13 protein-coding genes and 9 pseudogenes are annotated in these 26,772 nt (G+C 56.5%); 14 read left to right on the top strand and 8 right to left on the bottom strand.

The genetic code is table 11. The features are described from left to right. The first annotated feature begins 395 nt into the window (after window positions 1–395). The 4 genes and pseudogenes from FDY98_RS18030 to FDY98_RS18015 form a co-directional block, all read left to right on the top strand. A pseudogene (locus FDY98_RS18030) lies at window positions 396–1,530 on the top strand (iron-containing alcohol dehydrogenase). Window positions 1,531–1,719: 189 nt separating this feature from the next. After that, window positions 1,720–2,646 (top strand): tripartite tricarboxylate transporter substrate binding protein, encoded by a 927-nt coding sequence (locus FDY98_RS18025; protein ID WP_197029746.1) that lies wholly within the window; start codon window positions 1,720–1,722, stop codon window positions 2,644–2,646. A gap of 9 nt (window positions 2,647–2,655) precedes the next feature. Next, window positions 2,656–3,033 carry a tripartite tricarboxylate transporter TctB family protein gene (locus FDY98_RS18020; RefSeq protein ID WP_340147039.1) on the top strand — a complete coding sequence of 126 codons (378 nt, stop codon included), beginning with the start codon at window positions 2,656–2,658 and terminating at the stop codon, window positions 3,031–3,033. Window positions 3,034–3,136: 103 nt separating this feature from the next. Then, a pseudogene (locus FDY98_RS18015) lies at window positions 3,137–4,605 on the top strand (tripartite tricarboxylate transporter permease); the annotation flags it as partial. 405 nt (window positions 4,606–5,010) lie between these two features. Here the strand turns inward: FDY98_RS18015 and FDY98_RS18010 are convergent. From FDY98_RS18010 to FDY98_RS17990, 5 genes and pseudogenes are all read right to left on the bottom strand, one after another. Then, entirely contained in the window at window positions 5,011–6,585 is a 1,575-nt protein-coding gene (locus FDY98_RS18010; protein WP_009287505.1) for an aldehyde dehydrogenase (NADP(+)), read from the bottom strand. A 30-nt stretch (window positions 6,586–6,615) separates the two neighbouring features. Next, complete coding sequence (gene araD1, locus FDY98_RS18005) at window positions 6,616–7,602, bottom strand: AraD1 family protein (RefSeq protein ID WP_009287506.1); 987 nt, start codon at window positions 7,600–7,602, stop codon at window positions 6,616–6,618. Window positions 7,603–7,644: 42 nt separating this feature from the next. Further along, window positions 7,645–8,945: pseudogene (locus tag FDY98_RS18000) on the bottom strand (TRAP transporter large permease). After that, complete coding sequence (locus FDY98_RS17995) at window positions 8,945–9,556, bottom strand: TRAP transporter small permease subunit (RefSeq protein ID WP_009287508.1); 612 nt, start codon at window positions 9,554–9,556, stop codon at window positions 8,945–8,947. Before FDY98_RS17995 ends, FDY98_RS18000 begins: the two are co-directional and overlap by 1 nt. 96 nt (window positions 9,557–9,652) lie before the next feature. After that, a pseudogene (locus FDY98_RS17990) lies at window positions 9,653–10,671 on the bottom strand (TRAP transporter substrate-binding protein). 258 nt (window positions 10,672–10,929) lie between these two features. Here FDY98_RS17990 and FDY98_RS17985 point away from each other — a divergent pair. Next, a complete protein-coding gene (locus tag FDY98_RS17985; protein ID WP_155706066.1) occupies window positions 10,930–12,654 on the top strand; it encodes an IlvD/Edd family dehydratase in 1,725 nt (574 codons plus the stop codon). Here the strand turns inward: FDY98_RS17985 and FDY98_RS17980 are convergent. Next, window positions 12,651–13,592: a LysR substrate-binding domain-containing protein gene (locus FDY98_RS17980; protein ID WP_022521930.1), complete on the bottom strand. Its 942-nt coding sequence runs from the start codon at window positions 13,590–13,592 to the stop codon at window positions 12,651–12,653. The genes FDY98_RS17985 and FDY98_RS17980 overlap by 4 nt on opposite strands. Before the next feature lie 203 nt (window positions 13,593–13,795). Between FDY98_RS17980 and FDY98_RS17975 the strand changes: the two are divergent. From FDY98_RS17975 to FDY98_RS17955, 5 genes and pseudogenes are all read left to right on the top strand, one after another. Further along, window positions 13,796–15,014, top strand: a pseudogene (locus FDY98_RS17975) (aldose epimerase family protein). A 90-nt stretch (window positions 15,015–15,104) separates the two neighbouring features. Then, window positions 15,105–16,100 (top strand): arabinose ABC transporter substrate-binding protein, encoded by a 996-nt coding sequence (locus tag FDY98_RS17970; RefSeq protein WP_009287511.1) that lies wholly within the window; start codon window positions 15,105–15,107, stop codon window positions 16,098–16,100. A gap of 71 nt (window positions 16,101–16,171) precedes the next feature. Beyond that, a pseudogene (gene araG / locus FDY98_RS17965) lies at window positions 16,172–17,663 on the top strand (L-arabinose ABC transporter ATP-binding protein AraG). A 65-nt stretch (window positions 17,664–17,728) separates the two neighbouring features. Beyond that, the gene (gene araH, locus FDY98_RS17960; RefSeq protein WP_009287512.1) at window positions 17,729–18,739 is read left to right on the top strand and encodes an L-arabinose ABC transporter permease AraH; all 1,011 of its coding nucleotides are present in this window, start codon (window positions 17,729–17,731) and stop codon (window positions 18,737–18,739) included. Between the two features lie 64 nt (window positions 18,740–18,803). Beyond that, window positions 18,804–20,548: pseudogene (locus FDY98_RS17955) on the top strand (IlvD/Edd family dehydratase). Between the two features lie 43 nt (window positions 20,549–20,591). Here the strand turns inward: FDY98_RS17955 and FDY98_RS17950 are convergent. Beyond that, a complete protein-coding gene (locus tag FDY98_RS17950) occupies window positions 20,592–21,413 on the bottom strand; it encodes an ROK family protein (protein ID WP_340147038.1) in 822 nt (273 codons plus the stop codon). Continuing rightward, entirely contained in the window at window positions 21,350–21,817 is a 468-nt protein-coding gene (locus FDY98_RS28545; RefSeq protein ID WP_340147037.1) for a hypothetical protein, read from the bottom strand. The genes FDY98_RS17950 and FDY98_RS28545 overlap by 64 nt, the downstream gene beginning before the upstream one ends. Before the next feature lie 211 nt (window positions 21,818–22,028). Between FDY98_RS28545 and FDY98_RS17945 the strand changes: the two are divergent. The 4 genes and pseudogenes from FDY98_RS17945 (at window position 22,029) to FDY98_RS17930 (ending at window position 26,766) form a co-directional block, all read left to right on the top strand. Beyond that, window positions 22,029–23,542: pseudogene (locus tag FDY98_RS17945) on the top strand (sugar ABC transporter ATP-binding protein). Beyond that, complete coding sequence (locus tag FDY98_RS17940; protein WP_027956954.1) at window positions 23,535–24,560, top strand: ABC transporter permease; 1,026 nt, start codon at window positions 23,535–23,537, stop codon at window positions 24,558–24,560. Before FDY98_RS17945 ends, FDY98_RS17940 begins: the two are co-directional and overlap by 8 nt. Window positions 24,561–24,658: 98 nt before the next feature. Then, complete coding sequence (locus FDY98_RS17935) at window positions 24,659–25,612, top strand: ABC transporter substrate-binding protein (RefSeq protein ID WP_027956953.1); 954 nt, start codon at window positions 24,659–24,661, stop codon at window positions 25,610–25,612. A gap of 100 nt (window positions 25,613–25,712) precedes the next feature. Further along, window positions 25,713–26,766, top strand: a pseudogene (locus FDY98_RS17930) (sugar phosphate isomerase/epimerase family protein). The last annotated feature ends 6 nt before the right edge of the window (window positions 26,767–26,772 follow it).

The raw sequence follows: 26,772 nt of genomic DNA, 5'->3' as shown, positions 1-26,772 counted from the left end.
GATTGCTTTCATACACGCGGCGCACAAAGCTAATTGCCGATTGCGGCTCAGTTGGAAGGCCAGCTCACGATTACGCCGCAGATGGATGATGTGATTTGGATACGGCGCGGCCATCCATCGCTTCTTACGGCCTGTGTGTTACCAAGATCTCCCCATGGCCTTGCTGCCGGAGGCGCTGAAGGAGAGCAATCCCCTGAAGGTAATCCGCTTGGTGGATGGGCAGCGTGAACATGCCCATATTTGAGCCGCCGTTCACAGTTTTGCTAGGCGTTTTTTGTAAAGGCCTTGGCAGCTGCAAAATACATTACTAGACTGTTATCACGCAGTCATACTGTATGACACCTTGAGTGAAGAGATTGCTGGGTTCACGAGCAAAACAATAATGAGAAATGACAATGCCCCACATAATCAATTATTTAACAAAAATTCAGTTCGGTGAAAGCGCTATTGCTGAATTAGCCAATGAGCTGCAATTGCTGAAGATAAAACGACCGTTGTTTTGTGACTGATAAGGGGCTCAGTGCTACCCCTCTTATCACACACGTTATTGAGTCTGCTCAGCTTGATGATGGCGCATGTGTTTTCGATGATACGCCGTCCAACCCTACGGAAGTAGCGGTAGAGCAAGCGCTTACTTACCTGCGTGAAAGCAAATGTGATGGCATTATTGCCATTGGCGGTGGTTCCAGCATTGATTTAGCTAAAGCGGTCGCCTTACTTTTTAATCATCCTGGGCCGTTACGCCAATACGCTGCGATTGAAGGCGGCGTGACAAAAATTAAAGCCGATGTGCTGCCATTAATAGCAATACCGACAACGGCGGGAACCGGTAGTGAGGTGGGAAGAGCCTCATTGATTACCATGAAAGACAATCGCAAACTTGGCTTTCTTTCTCCTTATCTGATTCCTTCGGTCGCTATTTGTGATCCTCGTTTGACGCTAGGTCTACCACCTTTTTTGACTGCCGCCACGGGTATGGATGCGATTGCTCACTGCGTTGAAACCTTTTTAAGCCCCAAAGTGAATCCTCCGGCTGAAGCGATTGCTTTAGATGGGCTGACGCGCGCTAGCAAATATCTAGTAGAGGCAGTTGAAAACGGAGAAAACTTAACGGCTAGAAATGAAATGATGATGGCGGCCCTTGAAGGCGCCATGGCTTTTCAGAAGGGGCTGGGAGCGGTGCACTCCTTATCCCATGCATCAGGCGGCCTGCACGAGTTAAAACTTCATCACGGTACGCTCAATGCTGTGTTGATGCCGACTGTGCTTAGATTTAACCAGCCCGGCTGTGAGGAAAAGTTTGCTCGTCTCAAAGAGGCGATGGGCCTCAACCCTAGTGACGATTTAGCTGAAGCATTTGAAAAGCTCAATGTGAAATTGGGGATGCCTGCTGGCTTGAGCGAAATGGGCGTCATGGAAGAGCACTTGGATCAACTGGCTCAGTGGGCATTGGAAGATCATTCCACGGCGACCAATCCGCGCGCGCCCTCTAAGGCAGACTTTTATGACATGCTCAAAGAAGCTTTCTGATAAATAGAGTTCTGTCCACTTAATAGTCCGTAAAGGAGGTCTTTGACAAGAAAAACGTAAAGTAATAAAGCATGCAGTTCCAAAAATGATAATTAATTGTAAGCAATACATTACTAAAGGAAAATGAATATGATAATTACAAACCATTCCCTTAAAACTATTTTTGCTTCAAGTATAGCCGCAGCTGTTATGACAGCGTCTGGCTCTGCCCTTGCGGATTACCCCGAACGCCCCCTTACGTTGATTGTGCCTTGGGCTGCTGGTGGTGGCACTGATGCGACGGCGCGAACTATCGCCCGTGCTCTGGAAGAAGAGCTGGGGCAGAACGTCAATGTTGTCAACCGAACAGGGGGCAGTGGCGTTGTTGGTCATACCGCCATGATTAATGCTGAGCCGGATGGTTATACGATTGGCTTGGCTACTGGCGAAGTTAACATGATGCATTGGTTGGGTTTAACTAACCTTACGTATGAAGATTTTACGCCTATTGCTCAAATCAACTACGACTTTCCAGGCATACAGGTAGCAGCCGACTCTCCTTATGAAACCCTTGAAGAGCTCCTTGAAGCGATACGCTCTGAACCTAAAGGCACGTTTACTGCTTCGGGTACTGGCCAAGGCGGTGTGTGGCATCTAGCCTTTGCTGGCTTTTTGATGGATCAAGGTATTCCCGCCGACCAAGTGATTTGGATTCCTAGTGAAGGAGCAGCACCAGCGATGACTGAGCTGGTGTCTGGGGGGATTGATATCGTACCAAGCTCGGTGCCTGAAGCCCGCTCAATGATCGAGGCCGGTCGCGTTAAGAGCTTTGCGGTAATGTCTCCAGAGCGTATACCCAGCTTCCCTGATGTTCCCACCACTAATGAGTTAATCGGTAGTAGCTATCAAGTGGGCGAGTGGCGTGGAATTGCAGGGCCTAAAGGCATGGATCCAGAAGTAGTAGCAACACTTGAATCAGCACTAGAGACTGCTTACAACAGTGATACTTATCAAGGGTTTATGAGTCAGCAAGGTTTTGGTACCGAGTGGCGTAACGCGGAAGAGTTTGGCCAACTCATGGAAGATATGGATAGCGTATTCGGTGAAATTGTTGAACAAGTTGGCTTAGCTAACTGAGGAATGACAATGCGGGATTTTTTCGCCGGAATAGCGTTCGTTATTGCTGGGATTGTTACGATCATTACTGCCCAGCAGTTTCCTACTCTACCAAGCCTGCAGTATGGACCTTCGCTTTTCCCCTCCCTCATAGGGGGGGGATTTTGCCTCGGTGGGGCTGTACTTGCCTTGAATGCATTATGGCTTAGAAAAAAAGCTGTCGCGCAAGAAGCACACGGTAGTCCATCCCTAGCTGGCTCACTGCCTGAGAAAAAGAATTGGGCAATGTTGTTGCCACCAGTATCGATTGTCTTTTATATCCTGGCAAGCGACTACCTTGGTGCAATGTTGACGATAATGATCATTATGTTTTTGCTGATGTTATTAAGAAAACATCACCCTACATAGCATTGGCAACATCTCTAGCAGTGTCGTCAGCTATTTATTTTATCTTCTCGCGCTACTTGCTCGTTCCATTGCCGCAAGGTCTTCTATTAGGGGGTAGCCTGCCATGGATATCTTAATGAATGGGGTTGGGCTGGTTTTAAACTTTGAAACCTTGCTGGTTATTTTAGCGGCTTCACTGTTTGGTATATTTGTAGGTGCAGTCCCCGGCCTTACTGCGACAATGGCAGTAGCGCTATTAGTACCTTTAACTTTCTACATGGATACCATCCCGGCTATTGCTGCCATTGTAACGACATCGGCGATGGCGATCTTGCGGGTGATATTCCGGGTACCTATCTAAATATACCGGGCACGCCTGCATCGGCTGCTTATGTAGGGGAGTCCTACGCATTAGCGAAAAAAGGCAGGGCAAGAGAGGCCTTAGGTATTAATTTAGTATGTTCTGTTTTTGGCGGTATTTTTGGCACCATCGTTTTAATTGTTGTGGCTCAATCCCTTGCTGAGGTAGCGCTGCAGTTCAGTGCATTTGAGTACTTTTGGCTTGCGGTGCTCGGGTTAAGCTGTTCAATTTTTATTTCAGTTGGTTCTAGAACAAAAGCATTCCTCTCACTTCTTTTTGGCATTCTGCTTTCAACCGTAGGGCTTGATATGATGAGTGGTGCTCCACGTTTTACATTTGGAGTGCCCGACCTTATGGCCGGTATTAACTTTATACCCGTTATGATTGGTATGTTTGCTCTAAATGAACTGATGAGCTATTACGCTTCAAAATCTGAGAAGAAAACAATCAGTATCGTCGATAACGATAGTGTCTTCCACAATGTACCTGGGCATATTAAACGTTACTGGCGTAACATGATACGTGGTAGCTCAATCGGCACGTTGATTGGTGCACTGCCGGGCGCGGGTGCAGATATTGCGGCCTGGATCTCGTATGGTGTGGGAAAGGGTAGGTCAAAAGAGAGTGCCAAATATGGCACCGGTAATATAGAGGGCATCATGGATGCAAGCTCCGCTAATAATTCCGGTATCAGTGGTGCATGGGTGCCCGCTTTAGTCTTTGGGATTCCAGGTGACTCTATTACTGCCATCGTCATTGGCGTTTTATACATGAAAGGGATGAATCCTGGGCCCACTATTTTTATGGATGGGAGTGGATTGATCTATGCGCTGTTTATGGTGTTTATTTTAGCTAATTTGATGATGCTACCTATTGGCTATATGGCTATCCGACTTTCAAAGTTTTTCATCCTAACACCCAGCCGGGTACTAATGCCCATAATATTATGCTTTTGCATTGTGGGGGCTTTCGCTATCAATAATAGCGTTGTGGATATTTGGTTAATGCTTATTGTAGGGCTAGTGGCTTATGTATTGGCTGTGAATGACTTTCCAATGGCGCCAGCCATTCTTGGGTTAGTGTTGGGTTCCGTTGTTGAGAATAATTTCATGAGCGCAATGTTGCGTACCGGTGGTGACTTAACGAGCTTCTTTGCAAGACCAATCAGTGCGGGGCTTGGCATTGCGGTGATTTTACTATGGTGCTCACCGCTTTTGATTAAAGCTTATCGCTATCAGCAGCATAAATCAGGAAGTGTATTAGGGCCTGTTGACGTTTCATCGCGAACCGCGTTGCCCCACAAAGCACGTCAGACAAGGCGCAAAACGCTGGGAAGGGTGGTTCCCTTTTCAAGTTTTGCAACGCCGTATGGCGCGCTTTGTGGGCAACCCGAAGGGCTGGGCCCGTTTTTATCCGCGGCGGCGTTAGTCGTCGTTCATTTGGAACCACCAAACGTCTCTCCTCCTGCCTTGCCGCGAATAAAAACGGGCTCCAGCGCGGCCGCGAGTGAAACGTCAACAGGCCCTAGTCTGTCAGTTACTATGAAATAAGCGCAGCGAGGCAAATATGGCCTCGCTGCGCTAGTTCGTAAGTCTGTTTTATAAGACTATCGTGAAGCCATCGCTGGCTTTATTACGTTATTCACGCTTGCCATCGACCAGGCGCGATACTCCTGCAGGATTGCCATCACGAATAGCGTCGGGCAGTAGCCCTTCCGGCAGCGCCTGATAGCACACTGGGCGCAGGAAGCGGAAAATCGCAGCGCTACCTACTGAGGTCGTGCGTGAATCCGAGGTGGCAGGATAAGGGCCGCCATGCACCATGGCGTGGCACACTTCTACACCCGTCGGCCAGCCGTTGGCCAGGATACGTCCGGCCTTGCGCTCCAGCGTCGGCAGCAGTTGCTTGGCAGTCGCCAAGTCACCGTCATCCATCTGCAGCGTAATGGTGAGCTGGCCTTCTAACTGAGCCGCAACGCGGGCCACTTCCTGGGTGTCAGCACAGGCGATCACCAATGAAGTCGAACCGAACACCTCTTCCTGTAACGCGGGGTCGCTCAGAAACGCCTCGGCTTGGGTAACGAACAGCCCGGCCTGGCAGGGGTGAGCTGTCTCACCTGCCTGGCCGCGTGCCACCTCGGTCACCTTGGCGTGGCTGGCGAGTCGGCCTACGCCCTGTTGGTAGGCATCATGGATACCCGGCGTCAGCATGGTCTGGGCAGCACTGCCCTTAACTGCTTCACCGGCCGCCGCAACAAAGGCGTCCAGTTCAGGGCCCTGAACCGCAATGACTAGCCCCGGGTTGGTGCAGAACTGCCCGGCACCCATGTTGAGTGAACCGACAAATCCCTCCGCAATCGCTTTACCGCGTGCCTTGAGGGCTTCCGGAAGTAGAAACACCGGGTTAATGGAGCTCATCTCGGCGTAAACCGGGATCGGCTGCGGCCGCGCCTGGGCGGTAGCCATGAGCGCCGTGCCGCCGTTACGTGAACCGGTAAAGCCTACTGCCTGGATGCGAGGGTCGGCAACCAGCGCCTGACCGATTTCGCGGCCCGAGCCAAACAGCAGCGAGAAAACGCCCTCAGGGAGTTCGCACTTGGCAACGGCGCGTTGAATGGCGCGACCTACCAGCTCAGAAGTGCCGGGGTGGGCAGAGTGGCCCTTGACCACTACCGGGCAGCCGGCGGCCAGTGCGGAGGCGGTATCGCCACCGGCAACGCTAAAGGCGAGCGGGAAGTTGCTGGCGCCAAACACTGCCACCGGGCCCAGGCCGATATGGCGCTGACGCAGGTCGGCGCGGGGCAGCGGCTGACGATCGGGCATGGCCGGATCGATACGTACATCCAGCCATTCACCTGCGCGCACTACCGAGGCGAACAGCCGCAACTGGCCACAGGTACGTCCACGTTCGCCCTCTAAACGCGGGCGGGGCAGGCCGGTTTCGGCCATGGCACGTTCGATCAGCTCATCGCCGATCCCTTCGATCTCGGCGGCAATGGCTTCAAGAAAGCTGGCCCGCGCCTCTAAGGAGGTCTCGCAATAGCTATCGAAAGCCGCCTCGGCTAATGCGCAGGCCTGTTCGACCTCGGTCTTGCTGCCGCCGGGGTAGGCGGGCGCCAGCGTTTCGCCGGTGGCGGGATTTACCGCATGAATGTCAGCCTGTTGGCCGCTAATGGCCTGCTGACCGATCAGTAGTTTACCTTCCAGAGTCATACTTCCTCCTGCTGGGGTGGTTAGAGTACGTTAAAGCGACTTTACGCTGATGGGCGGTGCGTCTGCTTCCACCCGTAGAGGGTTGCGCAGGGCGCGACCAAACTCATTGATTTTGATCTCGAAGCGATCGCCCTCGCGCACCTTGATGCCGTCGGCGAAGCTCAGTGTCGCGGTACCGAAAAAGTGCACATGCACATCGCCGGGGCGGCGGAAGCCCGGGTATTTAAAGTGGTGATATTCCAGGTTGGCCAGGCTATGGGCCATGTTGGCCTCGCCGGTGAGAAAGGGCTTCTCCCACACTGTTTCACCACTGCGATGAATAGCGCTGGTGCCTTCCAGATGATCAGGTAGTTCGCCGATCAACAGTTCGGGACCAAAGCTGCAGGCGCGTAGCTTGGAGTGAGCTAACCACAAGTAGTTGAAGCGCTCGGTCACGTGATCAGAAAATTCGTTACCGAGGGCGTAGCCGACCCGCCAGGGCTGGCCGTCATCACCAATCACATAGAGGCCCGCCAACTCAGGCTCCTCGCCTGCATCTTCGGCGAAGGCGGGGGATGGAATCTCCGCTTCTGGCGCCACCACGCACTGGCCATCGCCCTTGTAGAACCACTCCGGCTGTGCACCTACCTGGCCTGCATCGGGTTTGCCGCCCTCCACGCCCAGCTTGAACATGCGCATGGAGTCGGTCATATCCTCCTCCGCGGCCTGGGCTTTGGCATGCATTGCCGAGCGGGTATCGGCACTTCCCAGGTGGGTAAGGCCGGTGCCGGTGACCAGGCAGTGGGCCGGGTCGGTATGGGTCAGCGGGGGTAGCAACTGTTTAGTGTCGACCAGCGCTTGATAATCCAGGCGTGTGTCGGTCAATGCTTCCGTCAGCATGTCGCTAAGTGGCTTGCCGGCGGCAATGGCCCGATTGGCCAGGGTGTAGGTGTCGCAGTCGAGCAGTCTGACCTGCTCTTCGCTTTCGACCAGGGCGGCGCGAACCTGGCCCTGGTGGTCACACTGAATCAGTCGCATGGCGGTCTCCTTATGCAGAGTCAGTCAATAGTGTAGCGGTCATCATAGTGGCCAAATGGCCAGTTGCGGCCACATCAATAGCGCCGCGAGTACGCACAGCTGAATGGCCATAAAGGGTAGTACGGACAGGTAAATATCCTTGAGGCTGATATCCGGCGGTGCCACGCTTTTAAGGTAGAAGGCGGCGGGCCCAAAGGGTGGCGACAGGAACGATACCTGCATATTCACGGCGAATAGAATGCCGAACCAGATCGGATCGAAACCGAGCTGAATAACGATGGGTAGAAAGATCGGCAGAGCCAGCATGGCGATCCCGATCCAGTCTAGGAATAGCCCCAGCACGAGCATAATCGCCATCATCACCAGAATGATCACAATGGGCGCTACATCGAGTCCCAGGATCAAGCTCGAAACAAAACGGTTGCCTCCCATTAAATTATAGACGCCCACCAGGGCGGCGGCGCCGATGCCGATCCAGATGATCATGCCGCAGGTATTCATGGTCTGCCCAAGGCTATGGTGCAGCATACCCGGGGTGAATTCGCCGCGAACAATAGTGGCGAGCAGTACACCGAAAACACCCATGGCCGCGGCTTCGGTGACCGAGGCGATACCACCGTAGATAGTGCCCAGCACTAAAAAAGCGATCAGCCCTGGTAACAGAATGGCCTTGACCGCGTCCAGCTTAGTGGCGAAAGGGTTATCCTGGGTATCTCTATCTAACGGCGGGCCCAGTGCGGGATTTCTCAGGCAGCGCACCAGCACATAGGCAATGTAGCAACCCATCAAAATCACCGCTGGCGTCACGGCTGCGGCGAACAGGTCAGCAATCGATACGCTGGCGATCAGACCGTAGATAATCAGCACGATTGAGGGCGGCATCATGGTGCCCAGGGCGCCCCGGCACACACCACCCCAATAGAGAGGTGTTTGTCGTAGCCCAGGCGGAGCATTTGGGGCAGCGCCAGAATCCCAAGCAGCACGATCTCACCACCGATAATGCCCGAAAGAGCGGCCAGGAAGAACGCTACCACGATGGTCTGCACCGCCACGCCACCTGGCAGGCGACCGGCGAAGACGCGCATGGCGTTGAACAGGTCTTTGGCGATTCCGGAGCGATCCAGCAGTGATGCCATCAACACGAACATGGGCACCGCCACCAGCGAATACTCGGTGATAAACCCATAAACGCGGCTGGTGACCAGGGGCAGCGCCGCCTCGCCGAACCAGCCGAAGGTGAACGCCATCGCTACCAAGCCGGTGATAAACGCCAGCGGCAGACCGGTGACCAGTAGCGCGAAAATGGCCCCGACCATGAGGATCGTTGCGGTTGAAATATCCATCAGCGCGCCTCCTCGATGTTGGCAGCGGGTTTCGCTTTAATCGATTCCCACAGATGCAGGCAGGCCTGTAGCGTCATCAACACCAGAGCAAACAGAATCATGCCCTTGACCATAGCGGGAAAGGGCGGATTCCAAGAGGTGCCGGAGCGCTCCAGCGACCACTCACCGAGCGGGTTATGCGAAGCTCCCCAGAACATATGAAAGGCGGCATAGCTCATCGTCAGGCAGAAAATCAGAGTGAGCAGGTCGTTGAAACGATCCATCCAGCATTTCAACCTGGGCCCGGCGCTGTCGTAAAGCACCTTGACGCGGATATGGCTATTGCGCGCCATGGCCGCTGGGCCGCCCAGTACAAAGATAACGGCGATCAGAAACACGACGGTTTCGTGTACCCAGGAGGTGGGGTTGTTGAAACCGTAGCGCATAAAGACTTCGACGACGCTGATGCCCATCGCGACCAGCACGAGCCAGGAAACGGCACGGCCGCCCCGTGCAATTAAGCGGTCTAAAGCATTACGTTCGGGAGACACCTCCTCCACCGTTTCGAGGATCTCGGGGAGATCCTGGGTATTCGGCGAAGGAGTTTGATTGTCAGGCGTTTTTTGGGACATGGCGCGACTCTACGCGCAGCGCTCGGGTGTTTGCCCGAGCGCTGCGTTGGTTAGATTAATGAGGCCGGTTGTGAGCAGAGAGTTGAGAGCACAGAGTTAGAGCAGATTGCGCGAGCGCAAAAAGGCGGTCGCCGAGTCATAAATCTTCTGAGTCATCTCATTTTCACCCGCCCACTCTTGCCACTCCTGCTCAGCCGCGGTGCGGAATTTCTGACGCTCTTCTTCGGGCAAGTTGAAGGGGTGAACGTCTGGGTCATCCTGAAGCCGCTGCAGGGTCTCAATATCCTGCTCCTTGAGGCGGGCAATCAGGTCGTAGGCCATGCCATCAAAGGCGGTATTGAGGGTCGTCTGTAGCTCCTCGGGCAAGCCATCCCAGATGTCTTTATTGATCGACACAGCGATCATGGGCATGGAGTGAAAGCCAGGGTAGAGCGGGTAGGGGCGAAAGCGTGCAGACCCATGGCGTCGTTATTCGAGAGCACCGTGGAGTCTGCGGCGTCGATTACGCCTTTTTCCAGGCCGGTATACACCTCAGAGCCCGGCAGATTAACGGGTGTGGCGCCAATGCGCTCGAAGATGTTGTACACCATGCCTTGAGGGGCACGGATTTTTAGCCCTTCAAAGTCAGCGATGGATTCGATGGGCACCGTGGAGGGTACCGACTCCAACGGAAAGGTCGCTGCGCTGATCAAATGGGCGCCATAGGGTTCGACCAGTTCGTTGTAAAGCTCTTCACCGCCGCCGTATTTCATGTACTCCAGGAAATCGTAGGGGTTCTGCCAAGCACCAACAAGATTGCCGAGCATACCAAAAGCCGGATCCTGGCCAGAGAAGTAGCTGGGGTCGGTCATATGACCCTGCAGAATCCCTGAGCTAACGGCGGTCAATGTCTCAGTAGGGCCAACCACGGAATTAATCGGCATTACCTCGATTTCAACACGGCCATCGGTCATTGCCGTAATTCGCTCGGCCCACTCTTGTTTGATCTTAAAGCTGGGTTCGCCCGAGGTTTCTGACGCCTGAAATTTCCATTCGTACTCGGCTGCCTGGGCCGCAGAGAGGCCCAGCAGTAGCACGGAACCAGTGAGTAGCGAGCTGTATTTCGATTTGAGCATAGCACTATTCCTCAAGTTTTTTGTTGTGGAGAGCGTGGTGGTTAACGCTGTAATGCAACGGGCCAATGACCCACGTGGGAGGGTAATGTTGAACATTAAGAGCAATTGTTCAACATATACTTTTGTATGGTCGACTAGATTGACGGGGTAGTTTAGTGTCTTGCGCATTCGGCACCCACTCTCGACGCCAACTCTCAGGTCGTCAGCCGTCACCGAACTAAAACAAGGAGTTAACCTCATGGCCAACGTCAACGTCCGCTGCGCAGTGCTGAATGGTTTGGCACGGCTGATAAGAACGGTTTTATGTACCGCAGTTGGATGAAAAACCAGGGCATTCCCGACCATGAGTTTCAGGGCAAACCGATCATCGGGATCTGCAACACCTGGTCGGAGCTCACACCTTGCAATGCGCACTTTCGTAAGTTGGCGGAGCACGTGAAGCAGGGCGTGCTGGAGGCGGGTGGCTACCCGGTGGAGTTTCCGGTGTTCTCCAACGGCGAATCCAACCTACGGCCTACCGCGATGTTTACCCGCAACCTGGCCAGCATGGACGTGGAGGAAGCGATTCGCGGTAATCCCATCGATGCGGTGGTGCTGCTGGTGGGCTGCGACAAAACCACCCCGGCGCTACTGATGGGTGCGGCAAGCTGCGACATTCCCACCATCGTGGTCACCGGCGGGCCAATGCTCAACGGCAAGCACAAAGGTAAGGATATTGGCTCCGGCACCGTGGTCTGGAAGCTCTCCGAGCAGGTCAAGGCGGGTGAGATTTCACTCCACGACTTTATGGCCGCCGAAGCGGGCATGTCCCGTTCTGCGGGCACCTGCAACACCATGGGCACCGCCTCCACCATGGCCTGCATGGCGGAATCCCTGGGCACCTCGCTACCCCACAATGCGGCGATCCCTGCGGTAGACTCTCGCCGCTACGTGCTGGCACACCTTTCGGGTAACCGGATTGTCGAGATGGTCAACGAAGACCTGCGGCTCTCCAAGATCCTTACCAAGGAAGCTTTCGACAACGCCATCCGTACCAACGCCGCCATTGGCGGCTCCACCAATGCGGTGATTCACCTCAAGGCGATTGCCGGACGGATTGGTGTGGATCTGACCCTGGACGACTGGAGCCGAGTGGGGCGCGGCACGCCCACGGTGGTCGATCTACAGCCCTCGGGGCGGTTCTTGATGGAGGAGTTCTACTACGCCGGTGGCCTGCCCGCGGTGCTTAGACGCCTGGGCGAGGCCAACCGGCTGCCCTTCAAGGACGCCTTGACCGTCAACGGCAAAACCCTGTGGGAGAACGTCCAGGATGCCCCGCTGTACAACGACGAAGTGATTCGCCCGCTGGATAATCCGCTCACCGCGGACGGCGGCATCTGCGTGGTGCGCGGCAACCTCGCCCCTAATGGCGCGGTGTTAAAGCCCTCGGCAGCCACGGCCGAACTCATGCAGCACCGCGGTCGTGCGGTAGTGTTCGAGGACTTCGATGACTACAAGGCGCGCATCAACGACCCGGACTTGGACGTGGAAGCCAATGACATACTGGTCATGAAGCACTGCGGCCCCCGGGGTTATCACGGCATGGCCGAGGTGGGCAATATGGGCCTGCCGCCCAAGATCCTCGCCCAAGGCATCACCGATATGGTGCGTATTTCGGATGCCCGCATGAGCGGCACCGCCTACGGCACCGTGGTACTGCACGTAGCGCCCGAAGCCGCTGCCGGTGGCCCGCTGGCAGCGGTACGCAACGGTGACTGGATCGAGCTCGACTGCGCAAGTGGCCGGCTGCATCTGGAACTCAGCGACGAAGAACTGGCCTCGCGCCTGGCCGAAAGTGACCCCACCGCCGCCTCAACGCTGATTGCCAGCCAGGGCGGGTACCGCCAGCTGTATATCGAGCGGGTGCTCCAGGCGGACGAAGGCTGCGACTTTGACTTCCTGGTGGGTTGCCGCGGGTCTGACGTGCCGCGGCACTCGCATTAATTGGACTGAGCAATCACTTCCCGCAGAGTGCTCATTAATGCGGCGGCACCGGGGGAGAGTCGCTGGTGGCGTAAGCTCACCAGCCCATAGGGCTGAACGCTTAGCGCCTCGCTAAATGGCAGTAGATGAAAACGCTGCGGTGGGCAGAGCAGGTCAGCGGCTTCCCGTGTAGTCACCGTGATGGTATCGGATTTGTCGACGAGGGCCAGCGACAGCAGCAGGTCAGCGGTATCGACGATCTGGCGGGGCGGCGCGACCTGATGGTGCAGAAATAGGCTATCCACCCGCTGGCGCATCAACGCGCCAGCGGGCTGCAGCGACCAAGGGAAGCACGCCATATCAGCAAGGCTCAGCGTTTGTTTATCGGCTAATGGATGCCCTTGGCGGCACACAAAGCAGAGTTCCTCCTCGCCAATCTCCTCGAAGACAAAGCGCTCGGCATCGACGCCTGCGGGTATGCGAGTAATCGCGAAATCCAGTTCGCCTTCCAGTAGGCGTGGTACCAGCACTTTGCTGACATCCACATCTACGCTGATTTTTAGCCCTGGCCGGTCGCGGTGCACCCGTTCGATGGCGCTGGTGAGCAGCGTAACCGCTGGCGCCATTACCGTGCCGACGGCTACCGTGCCGGCACTGCCCTCGCCGAGAGCGTTTAGCTCCTCACCGGTGTGGCGTAGCGCTGAGAGCATGCTGTGGGCGTGGCGAATCATAATTTCGCCATACCAGTTAGGCGTTAGCCCACGGGGGTGGCGATCGAACAGCCGAATACCCAGGTTGGCTTCCAGGTCGCTGAGCAGTTTTGAGGCGGCGGGCTGGCTCATATTGAGCTGAGCCGCCGCGCGGTGCAGGTTGCGCTGCTCGTCCAGGGCTAAAAATAGCTGAAAATGACGCAACTTTAGTCGCACGTCTAAAAACCAGTTTTCGCCGAGAATGCCCATGGCATAAGCCTCGTGTTGTTATTGATACTTAGAAGTATATCGATAGTGAGGCATTTGTATATTGGTTGGTTATGCCAGACATGGCTACTGTAGTGTCTGTATCGGTCATGATGAACTGTGGTAACTCACTGAGTTTTCTGACCAAGCCTAACAACAATAATTTAGCAACAAAGTATGCCTCCAGGAGGAAGCTCATGCCTCTCATGTACAGCCAACGATTAAGAAATGGTTCACCTCTTCTGCTCGGTGCAATTGCCGCGGTACTTTTGGCAAACACCGCACAAGCCCAGAGCAGTTCTGAAGCCAACGCGGGCAGCAGCGTCGGCAGTGGTATCCAAACATCGGTGTTTGGCCATCTACCCGATGGTCGCCTGGTGGATGTCTATCAACTTACCAACGCCAATGGTATTGAGCTGCGGGTGACCAATTACGGTGGCATCATTCTGTCGCTGAAAACCCCTGATATGGACGGTAAGTTTGACGATATAGCGCTGGGCTTTGACTCTTTGGAAGCCTACCTCTCCGGTGAGTACCGTCAGGCCAATCCTTACTTCGGTGCCATTATTGGTCGTTACGGCAACCGTATTGCGGGTGGGCAATTCTCCCTCGATGGAGAAACCTATTCATTGGCTACCAACGATGGCAGCAACCATCTGCACGGCGGCGACCAGGGATTTGATAAAGTGCTATGGCAGGCCGAACCATTCGAGAGTGACGCAGGCAATGGATTGGTACTGCGCTATACCAGCGAGGATGGCGAAGAGGGCTACCCGGTAAGTTGGAGAGCGAAGTTACCTATACGCTGACCGATAATGACGAGCTGATGGTGGATTATCGGGCGGTAAACGATAAAGCCACCCGATTAACCTAACCCAGCACAGCTACTTCAACCTAAAGGGTGAGGGTAGCGACACCATTCTCGATCATCAGTTGATGATCAATGCCCCTGAGTTTACCCCGGTCAATGACACCTTGATTCCAACCGGTGAGATCCGCTCGGTGGAGGGCACGCCGTTCGACTTTACCCAGGCGACGCCGATCGGTGAACGGATCGAGCAGGAGAACGAGCAGCTTGCCTTTGGTGGCGGTTATGACCACAACTTTGTACTTGCCCGCGATAACGCTGCATCAGATGAGCTGGTCTTGGCTGCCAAAGTATGGGAACCCAGAAGCGGACGCCTGGTGGAAATCACCACCACCGAACCCGCGATCCAATTCTATTCCGGCAACTTCCTTAACGGCGACCTGACCGGCAAGCAGGGCCAGGCCTACGGGCACCGCTCCGGCTTTGCGCTGGAAACTCAGCACTACCCTGACTCTCCCAATCAAGAGGCGTTTCCCAGCACGATCCTAGAGCCGGGCGAGACTTATCGCTCACGCACGGTCTATCGCTTTTCCGCGCAGCAAGACCTGGGCTCGTAATCTCGATTCATCATTACTATTACCAACCGTCCGTGGTTAGTAATCAAAAATATCAATAAAAACAACGCTAAAAATAGCAGGAGTACAACAATGAAATTGACGACAACATTTACCCGTTTAGCACTTGGTAGCGCAATTATGCTGGCCTCACTAGGGTCAGTACAGGCCCAGGAAGACGAGGTGAAGATTGGCTTTATCGTTAAAAAGCCGGAGCAGGCGTGGTTCATTAACGAACAGGAGGCGGCTACTGAAGTAGGCGAAGAGCTCGGCTTCGAAGTGGTACGCCTTGGCGGCGAAGATGGCCAAGAGGTGCTTAGCGCTATTGATAACCTCTACTCCCAAGGCGCTGAAGGGTTCGTAATCTGCCCGCCAGACGTACGCTTGGGGCCAGCGATTATGAACCGTGCTAACCAGTACGGCATGAAAGTAGTCACTGTGGATGACCAGTTTGTTAACTCAAGCGGTGAGCCCATGGAGGGCGTGCCGCACCTGGGTATGTCGGGCACCAAAATTGGGCGTCAGGTGGGCGAAGCCATTAACGCCGAAATGGAAGCGCGCGGCTGGAACCCCGAAGAGGTAGCCGCGCTGCGGATCACCAACAACGAACTGCCGACCGCCGTTGAGCGTACCGACGGCGCCACCGAGGCGCTGATAGCCGCGGGATTCCCAGAAGATAATATTTTCGACGCGCCTCAGCAGAGCACCGATACCAGTGGGGCTTTCTCTGCCGCCTCTCCGGTGCTTTCCCAGCGCGGCGATTATGAGCACTGGGTGATCTATGCCCTTAACGAAGAGAGCGTGCTCGGCGGTGTTAGGGCGACCGAGCAGTATGGCTTAGCGCCGGAAGATGTGATCGGCGTGGGTATCAATGGCTCCGGCGCCGCCTTTGCCGAGTTTTCCCGGGATAACCCCACTGGCTTTCACGGCACGGTAGCGGTCAGTTCCACCATGCACGGCCGCCAGACCGCCGAAGACCTCTACCGCTGGATTAGCGAGGATCAAGAGCCCCAGGCCAACACTGAAACCTCCGGCACGTTAATGACGCGCGACAACTGGGAAGAAGTGCGCGCAGCGCTCGGTCTATAAAGCGCTTGATTGGCAATGAAAGAGGCCTGTAACGGGCTCGCTGTTACAGGCCATCTGTGGAGTATTCATGCATGTCTGATGCTTATTTACGGTTCGACGGGATTAGCGTGGTGTTCCCCGGGTGCGCGCGCTGGATGGGGTGAGCTTTGCCGCCCACGCCGGTCAAGTGCATGCGCTAATGGGTGAGAACGGCGCGGGTAAATCCACCCTGCTCAAGGTGCTCAGTGGCGTTAACCGGGCAGCCGAAGGCGCGCTATGGATCGATGGCCAGCGCCACGTATTCAGCAACGCCCGGGAGGCGCTGCGGGAAGGCATCGCGATTATCTACCAGGAGTTGACGCTCTCGCCCAATATGTCGGTGGCCGAGAATCTGCTGCTGGGCCAACTGCCCACACGGCAGGGGTTTGTTAACCGCCGCGAGTTAAAACAAAAAGCCCTGGCGATTCTGGCTGATCTTGGCGAGGGGGAGATTCACCCCTCGACCAAGGTGCGCGAGCTCTCCATCGGCCAGCAGCAGATGATCGAGATTGGCCGTGCGCTGCTGCGAGACGCCAAGGTTATCGCGTTCGATGAGCCCACCAGTAGTCTCTCTATTCAGGAGATTCGCCAGCTAAAACGTATCGTCCAACGACTGCGTGATGAAGGCGGGTGGTGCTCTACGTGACGCATCGCATGGAGGAGGTGTTTGAGATGTGCGATGCGGTCACCATCTTCCGCGATGGCCAGCATATCCGCACCCATGAGGATATGTCGGCACTCAATCACGACCTGTTAGTGAGTGAAATGGTCGGCCGGGATATCGACGATGTTTACGGCTACCGCCCGCGCACACAGGGCGATGTGGTCTTGAACGTGGAAGGAATCCACGGGCGCGGCCTCAAGGCGCCGGTGAGTTTCTCCGTCAAACGCGGGGAAGTCTTCGGGCTGTTTGGTCTGGTGGGCGCGGGGCGCAGCGAACTGCTGAGGCTGATCTGCGGGGTCGAATCGCCCAAGGCCGGCAGCGTACAGTTCAACGGTGAATCGCGACGTTTTAAAAGCCCTGGCGAGGCGATACGCGCCGGTATTGCCATGTGTCCAGAGGATCGTAAATCCCAGGGTATTTTCCCGGTGGCCAGCGTGGCTGACAACCTCAATATCAGCTGCCGGCGCTTTTTCAAACGCTGGGGCATGTTTCGCCACCCCGGCCGTGAGCGGCGCAATGCCGAGTCGTATATCCAGCAACTCAGTGTCAAGACACCGGGGCCACGTACGCCGATCGGCAAACTTTCCGGCGGCAACCAGCAGAAGGTGATTCTAGCCCGCTGGCTTGCCGAGGAGATTGATCTGTTTGTGATGGACGAGCCGACCCGAGGCATCGACGTCGGCGCACGGCGGGATATTTACTCGCTACTTTACGATTTGGCCGAACAGGGCAAAAGCGTGGTGGTGATTTCCAGTGACCTGGCAGAAGTCAGCTCCATCTGTGACCGCATCGCGGTGATGCGCGACGGTGAACTGGTGGACATAGTGCCGCGGGAATCGGCTACGCCGGAACGCCTGCTGGGCTTGGCGCTACCTGCCTAAGTGTCAGCTTTTTTTAAGGTTTTCAAGATATTCGTTCTTAAGAGAACAAGTTCAGGACAACAACCATGACAACTAATAATGCAACCCAAGGCGAGACTGCGCCTGCCCGCCCGGCGGGCCGGCAGGGGCTGATCAAGCCACTGCGCACGCTGCTGGATACCTCAGGGCTGATTGCAATTTTCTTGCTGCTGTTTGTGGCCCTGGCGGTACTCATCCCGGACTTTCTGACCGGCCGCAACATGGTTGGGCTACTGCTCTCGATTACCCTGATCGGCAGTTTGGCCACCACCATGATGCTGGTGCTGGCACTGGGTGAGGTGGATCTCTCGGTGGCCTCTACGGTGGCCTTTGCGGGGGTGGTCGCAGCGGTGGTGACTTCCAGTACCGGTAGCGTGTTTATCGGCGTGATCGGTGGCATTGTCGCTGGGGGCGCGGTGGGCGCTTTTAACGGCCTGGTAATTGCCAAGTTCGGTATTAACTCGCTGATTGCCACCCTGGCAGCAATGGAGTTTGTACGCGGGCTGGCCTATATCACCTCCGGCGGCGACGCGGTAATGATCACCGTGCCGGGTTTCTTTGACCTGGGCAGTGCCTCGTTCCTCGGCCTAACCCTGCCGGTCTGGACCATGCTGGCCTGTTTCGTGATCTTTGGTGTGGTGCTCAACATGACCGCTTTCGGGCGCAATGTGCTGGCCACCGGGGGAAACTCGGAAGCCGCCGCGCTTGCCGGGGTTAATGTTCGCCGCCTCAAGATTATTGTTTTCGGCCTCCAGGGCGTAGTGGCGGGTGTCGTCGGTGTACTGCTAGCTTCACGCATGGGGCTGGGCGACCCCAATACCTCCATGGGCCTGGAACTGGCGGTGATTTCCGCCTGTGTGCTGGGCGGTGTGGCGCTATCCGGCGGCGTTGCCACCATTACCGGTGTGGTGGTCGGTGTACTGATCATGGGTTGTGTCCAGAACGCCATGGGGCTGCTCAACGTCCCCACCTTTTACCAGTACCTGGTGCGTGGCGCGATTCTGCTGCTGGCGGTGATGTTTGACCGCTGGAAACAGACCCGTCGTCAGCGGGCCTGACGCTTAAGCCGTTACCCCTTTATTAGTTGGTCACTTTTTTTCCGGTTTGTACGGAGGCTTTGTTATGTCTGATCGTCAGCGCCCATTACGCTCTGCCCAGTGGTTCGGCACCGCCGATAAAAACGGCTTTATGTACCGCAGTTGGATGAAGAATCAGGGCATTCCTGACCATGAGTTTCAGGGCAAACCGATCATCGGTATCTGCAACACCTGGTCGGAGCTCACTCCTTGCAATGCGCACTTTCGTAAGTTGGCGGAGCACGTGAAGCAGGGCGTGCTGGAGGCGGGTGGCTACCCGGTGGAGTTCCGGTGTTCTCCAACGGCGAATCCAACCTGCGCCCCACCGCGATGTTTACCCGCAACCTGGCCAGCATGGACGTGGAGGAAGCGATTCGCGGTAATCCCATCGATGCGGTGGTGCTGCTGGTGGGCTGCGACAAAACCACCCCGGCGCTACTGATGGGTGCGGCAAGCTGCGACATTCCCACCATCGTGGTCACCGGCGGGCCAATGCTCAACGGCAAGCACAAAGGTAAGGATATTGGCTCCGGCACCGTGGTCTGGAAGCTCTCCGAGCAGGTCAAGGCGGGTGAGATTTCACTCCACGACTTTATGGCCGCCGAAGCGGGCATGTCCCGTTCTGCGGGCACCTGCAACACCATGGGCACCGCCTCCACCATGGCCTGCATGGCGGAATCCCTGGGCACCTCGCTACCCCACAATGCGGCGATCCCTGCGGTAGACTCTCGCCGCTACGTGCTGGCACACCTTTCGGGTAACCGGATTGTCGAGATGGTCAACGAAGACCTGCGGCTCTCCAAGATCCTTACCAAGGAAGCTTTCGACAACGCCATCCGTACCAACGCCGCCATTGGCGGCTCCACCAATGCGGTGATTCACCTCAAGGCGATTGCCGGACGGATTGGTGTGGATCTGACCCTGGACGACTGGAGCCGAGTGGGGCGCGGCACGCCCACGGTGGTCGATCTACAGCCCTCGGGGCGGTTCTTGATGGAGGAGTTCTACTACGCCGGTGGCCTGCCCGCGGTGCTTAGACGCCTGGGCGAGGCCAACCGGCTGCCCTTCAAGGACGCCTTGACCGTCAACGGCAAAACCCTGTGGGAGAACGTCCAGGATGCCCCGCTGTACAACGACGAAGTGATTCGCCCGCTGGATAATCCGCTCACCGCGGACGGCGGCATCTGCGTGGTGCGCGGCAACCTCGCCCCTAATGGCGCGGTGTTAAAGCCCTCGGCAGCCACGGCCGAACTCATGCAGCACCGAGGTCGTGCGGTGGTGTTCGAGGACTTCGACGACTACAAGGCGCGCATCAACGACCCGGACTTGGACGTGGAAGCCAATGACATTCTGGTCATGAAGCACTGCGGCCCACGTGGTTATCACGGCATGGCGGAGGTGGGCAATATGGGCCTGCCGCCCAAGATCCTCGCCCAGGGCATTACCGACATGGTGCGCATCTCCGACGCCCGCATGAGCGGTACCGCCTACGGCACCGTGGTACTGCACGTGGCACCCGAAGCCGCCGCCGGTGGCCCGTTGGCCGCGGTACGCAACGGCGACTGGATCGAGCTCGACTGCGAAAGTGGCCGGCTGCATCTGGAACTCAGCGACGAAGAACTGGCCTCGCGCCTGGCCGAAAGTGACCCCACTGCCGCCTCAACGCTGATTGCCAGCCAGGGCGGCTACCGCCAGCTGTATATCGAGCGGGTGCTCCAGGCGGACGAAGGTTGCGACTTTGACTTCCTGGTGGGTTGCCGCGGTTCTGATGTGCCGCGGCACTCGCATTGATCGCTTTCCCGGCGCTAGCGGATCGCAACCCACCCCAATCTGGCTAAGCTTCGCGGGCGGTTTGGCTATCTAACAGCGTCTGGGCATCGGTAGCGTTTAGCGCCATGGTGATGCCTCCCATGCAGGTCATGTCGCGATCCCAGGCGCAGTGTTCGATGCGGGTAGTGCCCATCAGTTCGGCCACCAGGGCATCGTCAATGGCGGTGTGCATGGCGGCTTGCATGGCGTCAAAGCCGCGCACGCCGGAGCCGGTAATCAGCACTAGATCGGGGTTAAAGAGCGCCATCACATTGGCAATGCCGAACCCCAACGCCCGCCCAGCCTCGGCGTAAATACGCTGGGCTGTCGGGTCGCCTTTTAATGCCAACTGTGTCAGCGCCTGCATCTGCTGCTCTGAGGGGTGTGCGCTGTCGCCGGAGGGAAGCGCTAAATGATCCGCGGCGGCGCGATAGAGCGCATAATCGCTAGTGTAAGCTTCAATGCAGCCCCGTCGCCCGCAGGCGCACAGGGCGCCATCGGGTTGGTATTTGCTGTGCCCAAACTCCGCCGCTGAGCCATTGGCACCTAGAAAGGGCACGCCGTTAATCAATACCGACATGCCGATACCGTAGCCCAGCATAATGACCACCAAGTTGGGGCAGTCTGCATAGGCGGGCTGTGCCGCTAGAACGCTGGCGATGCAGTTGGCATCGTTTTCCAGCAGTACGCTGCAGTGAAAACGCTCCGCTAATCGCGTCGATATCGGTGCATTACGAAAGCTTAAAGCGGGGGACCAGATAATCGTACCGCTTTGCGACGAGACTACCCCTGCACTGCCAAACAGATCCCCGCCAATCGTTGAAATCCCTTTAGCTGTTGCGCGCAAACAGTGCTGATCTTCTCTTCCAGCAGCGCTTCCAGGTCGTCGGCGCTCAGCGTCAGGGTGGGCACCGCGTGGTGCTCGCTATGGCGCACCTGGCCCGAAAAATCGCCCACCACCAACTGGATCTCATTGATCGATAGCTTGATACACACCACGCAGGCGGCATTAGGGTCGAGTTCAATCAAGGTTTTTGGTCGGCCACGCCCGGTGGGGCGGGGTGTTTCGGGTGGCCGTTCCGTGATCAACCCCTGCTGGAGTAGTTCGGCGCTGATCGAGGTGACGGTGGCAGAGCTAATGCCATTGAGTGCGCCCAGGTCGATGCGTGCCACCGATCCTTGGTCACGCAGAGTGCGTATCACCGCCAGGGTGTTGTCGAGGCGGCTAGTGTCAGTCGACGGAAGGGCCATAGGGTCGCCGTTATAGTTCGTGTTGAAAAAAGCGGTATTGCACATTGCTAAGCGCTCTCATCGTGGGGTGTGAGCGCAATTGTCAAAATACGACCTAAGTTGCATATGCAAATATTTATTTTAGCACCTAAAGTAAATCAAGCATCAATCTAAATCAATCGATGTTGATAAGCCCCCAACACAATAACAACAGACTTCATCAGGTGGCCTCATGCTGTTATCAGCGCGCAAACTCTGCCGCTCGTTTGGCGAAAACCAAGTGTTATTCGACGTTGATCTCGACCTGCAGGTGGGTGAAGTGCACGCCCTGCTGGGTGAGAACGGCGCCGGTAAATCGACCCTGGTAAAAATCCTGGCCGGTTACCTTCGACCCACCTCGGGCGAGGTGGTGGTGGACGGCAGCCAACGACACTACCGCTCCAGCGGTGAGGCGGAGGCCGACGGCGTGGTGATGATTCACCAGGAGTTGGCACTGGCGGAACAGCTCAGCGTAGAGGAGAACATCTTCCTGGGCCGCGAACTGCGCCGCGGAGTGTTTCTGGATCGACGAGCCATGCGGGAACGTAGCCGGACGGCACTGTTGGAACTCGAAACCGACGTTGATCCACGCGCTCGAGTGAAAGACCTCAGCACCTCTGATCAGCAGATGGTGGAAATTGCCAAGGCGATCACCCGGGATGTGCGCGTGCTGATTATGGACGAACCCACCGCCACGCTGACCGAAAACGAAGTATCGGTGCTGTTCGCACTCATCGACCGTTTGCGCCAACGTGGTGTGGCGATTCTGTATATCTCCCACAAGCTGCGTGAAATTGAGCAGATTGCCGACCGCGTGACGGTATTGCGTGACGGCCATTTGGTCGATAGCGGCTCCATGACTGGACGCAGCAAGGAAGAGTTGGCACGGCTGATGGTGGGGCGTGAGATCACTGAAATGTACCCACCGCGTACGCATCTCCCCTCCGATGCGCCGGTGGTGCTGGAAGCGCGGGATATGGTGGTGCCCGGGGCCGTTAAACAGGCCAGCTTTACCCTGCGCCAGGGGGAAGTGTTGGGGTTTGGTGGCATCGTGGGCGCTGGCCGAACCGCGCTGATTGAAGCCGTGCTGGGTCTGCGCAGTAAAAGCGCCGGTCAGGTGCTACGCAATGGTCAACCGGTGGTATTGCGACACCTGCGCGATGCGGTGCACCAACGAATTGCTTATCTCACCGAGGATCGCAAGGGCAAAGGCTTGGTGCTCAATATGGATCTGCGCTCCAACGTTACGTTACTCAATTTACGCGCTCACTGCCATCCGCTTATTGACCGCCGCCGTGAAGAGCAGGCCTTTCAACAGGCCATCCAGCGCTTTGATATCCGCCTGCGGACGGCAGCGCGCACCGCTGCCGAACTCTCCGGCGGTAACCAGCAGAAGCTGCTGCTCGCCAAGGTGATGTCCATTGCCCCTGAAGTCGTGATTATCAACGAACCGACCCGGGGCATCGATGTGGGAACCAAGCACCAGATCTATCACTTTATCCATGAATTAACGACGAGGCGGGCTGCTCGGTGATATTGATCTCTTCAGAAATGGGCGAGCTGATCGGCCTTTCTCACCGGGTGGCAGTAATGTGCGCCGGAGAACTCACCGGGGTGCTTGAAGGCGAGCAAATTAACGAACATGAAATCATGCAGTACGCATCCGGCATTAAAGGAGTAGAGGTCGATGAGCAGCGTCATGGCTAATAACAAAACGACTAATAAAGCAGCTAACAAAGTGACCAAGCAAAAAGGCTTCGCCATAGACCTGAAAACCTGGGGGCCCTTTGTAGCACTGGTGGTTCTGGCGCTACTGGGCGTGCTGATTAATCCGGCTTTTTTGGGGCTGGATAATCTCTCTAACATGCTCACCCGCAGTGCCTTTATCGGCATTATTGCCATCGGCGCCACCTTCGTGATTACCGCCGGCGGGTTGGATCTTTCGGTAGGGGCAATGGCGGCCTTTATTGCCGGGGTGATGATTATTTTGATGAACAGCCTCGTCGAGCAGTTTGGCGCCGGGCTGACCACCGTGCTGTTCGGCGTGGGTGCCTCGCTGCTGCTGGGGCTGTGCGCTGGCTTTATCAACGGCATGGTGACTACCAAAGGCAAAATTGAGGCGTTTATTGTCACCCTCGGCACCATGGGGATTTACCGCTCACTGGTCACGTACCTCGCCGATGGCGGCACCCTCACCCTGGACTGGGCAGTGCGTGATATCTACCGGCCGGTGTATTACGGCAGCTTCCTGGGCATCACCATTCCGGTCTGGGTGTTTCTATTTGTCGCCATTGTTGGCTACATCCTGCTCAACTACACCCGCTTCGGGCGCTACTGCTTTGCCATCGGCTCCAATGAAAAAGTCGCTGAATACAGCGCTATTCACGTCGATCGCATCAAAACGATGACCTACATGCTGCAAGGGGTGTGCGTGTCGTTGGCGACGATTATCTATGTGCCCCGGCTGGGCTCTGCATCGGGTGCCACCGGGGTGCTCTGGGAGTTAGAGGCGATTGCCGCGGTCATCATCGGCGGCACCATGCTCAAGGGTGGGCATGGGCGCATCTGGGGCACGGTGGTGGGCGCCATCATGCTTACCATGATTGGCAATATTCTCAACTTGACCGATGCCATTTCCAACTATCTCAACGGGACGGTGCAGGGGATCATCATCATTGTGGCGGTCTACCTGCAGCGTGCCTCGTGGAGGAAAACAGGACCATAAACTCACTAGCCATCAGCGCAACAACAACAGCTACAAGTAGCTCGCAACACAGCAAGTACAAACAGCAAAACAATTACAAACACGAAAGGAGCACCACTATGCGAATCATCAAAACAGCCGTGGCGGCCTGCGTCACTGCCGCAGCAATAGGCCTTTCCGGCGCCGCCGTGGCCCAGGAATACACCATCGGCGTATCCATTCCCGCCGCCACCCATGGCTGGACAGGCGGGGTTAACTACCATGCCGAAGAGGCCAAAAAACGCCTTGAGGAGCTCTATCCCGACATTGAGATCACCATCTCCACCGCGGGTACGGCCGGCGAGCAGGCCAATGATCTTGAAGACTTGGTGTCGCTGCGCAACATCGATGCGCTGGTGGTACTGCCATTTGAATCTGGCCCGCTGACCGATCCGGTACGCCGGGTTAAAGAGTCTGGGGTGTTTGTCACCGTGGTGGACCGTGGGCTTAATCAAGAAGGCATCGAAGATCTCTACGTGGCAGGCAACAATCATGAGTTAGGCCGCGTGTCCGGCGAGTACATCCGCGAGCGCCTTGATGGCGAAGGTGACATTGTCGTGCTGCGCGGTATTCCCACGGTGATCGACGATGAGCGGGTGCAAGGCTTCCAAGAAGCGATCGAAGGCTCCGAGGTCAACATCCTCGATATGCAGCATGCCAACTGGAACCGCGACGATGGCTTTGAAGTGATGCAGGACTATCTATCGCGCTTCGACAATATCGACGCCGTCTGGGCCCAGGATGACGATATCGCGCTGGGTGTCATTGAAGCGGTACGCCAAGCGGATCGTGAAGACGAGCTGTTTATCGTCGGCGGGGCGGGCATGAAGGACATTATCAAACGGGTGATGGACGGCGATGAGCTGGTGCCAGTGGACGTGTTGTATCCACCTGCCATGATCGCCACCGCCATGGACCTGACCGTACAACACTTTGTCTCCAATGGCCCAGTATTGGGTGAGTACATTCTAGGCTCGCCGCTGATTACCCAGGAGAATGCCGAGCAGTACTACTTCCCCGATTCGCCGTTCTGACCGCGTATTGATTGCGTAGTGATTAATAGGCGCGGGTAAAAGCACCACTCCTTCCCGCGCCTACCCAAGCACTTAATCCAAACGATATTGAGAGAGTCCTATGAAAACAATCAAAGGGCCAGCGCTCTTTCTCGCCCAGTTCGCCGGTGACGAAGCCCCTTTTAATAGCCTCGACAGTATTGCTGCTTGGGCGGCGGGGCTTGGGTATCAGGGCGTGCAGATTCCCAGCTGGGATGCACGCATGATCGATCTCAAACGTGCTGCCGAGAGCCGCACCTACTGCGATGAGATCAAAGGCACACTGGCCGAACACGGCTTGGCGCTCACCGAACTCTCCACCCATCTTCAGGGCCAGTTGGTCGCCGTGCATCCCGTTTATGACGAGATGTTCGACGGCTTCGCGGTGCCCGAAGTGCGCGGAAATCCCAAGGCGCGCCAGGCCTGGGCGGTTGATCAACTAAAGCTGGCCGCCAAGGCATCGCAAAATCTCGGCCTCACCGACCACGGCACCTTTTCCGGGTCGCTGGCGTGGCCGTTCATCTATCCCTGGCCCCAGCGTCCGGCGGGTTTGGTCGAGACGGCGTTCGACGAGTTGGCGAATCGCTGGCGGCCGATTCTGGATGCATTTGATGAAGCGGGCGTGAACCTCTGCTACGAGATTCATCCCGGCGAAGACCTGCACGACGGCATCACCTTTGAGATGTTCCTTGAGCGGGTCGGTAACCACCCCCTGCCACATCCTTTACGACCCTAGCCACCTGATCCTGCAGCAGCTCGACTACCGCGGCTTTCTGGACGTGTATCGCGACCATATTCAGATGTTTCACGTTAAGGACGCCGAGTTTAACCCCAGCCCCAAGCAGGGCGTTTACTCAGGCTATCAGTCATGGACAGAGCGCGCGGGGCGCTTTCGCTCCCTGGGCGATGGCCAAATCGACTTCAAGTCGATCTTTTCCTGGATGGCGGCCAACGACTACCACGGCTGGGCGGTGCTGGAGTGGGAGTGCTGCTTGAAGCATCCGGAAGTCGGCGCCCGTGAAGGCGCAGCCTTTATTCGCGACCACATTATTGAGGTCACCGAGCGGGCGTTTGATGACTTCGCTGACGGCGGCTCCGACGAGGCCGCCAATCGCCGCATTTTGGGTCTTAATTAACCAAAG

Origin of the sequence: Halomonas sp. PA16-9 (genome assembly GCF_009728585.1) — a bacterium.
GTDB classification, from domain to species: Bacteria; Pseudomonadota; Gammaproteobacteria; order Pseudomonadales; family Halomonadaceae; genus Vreelandella; species Vreelandella titanicae.
Note: the sequence above shows the minus strand (reverse complement) of the source record. Positions and strands in the feature narration are given on the sequence as shown.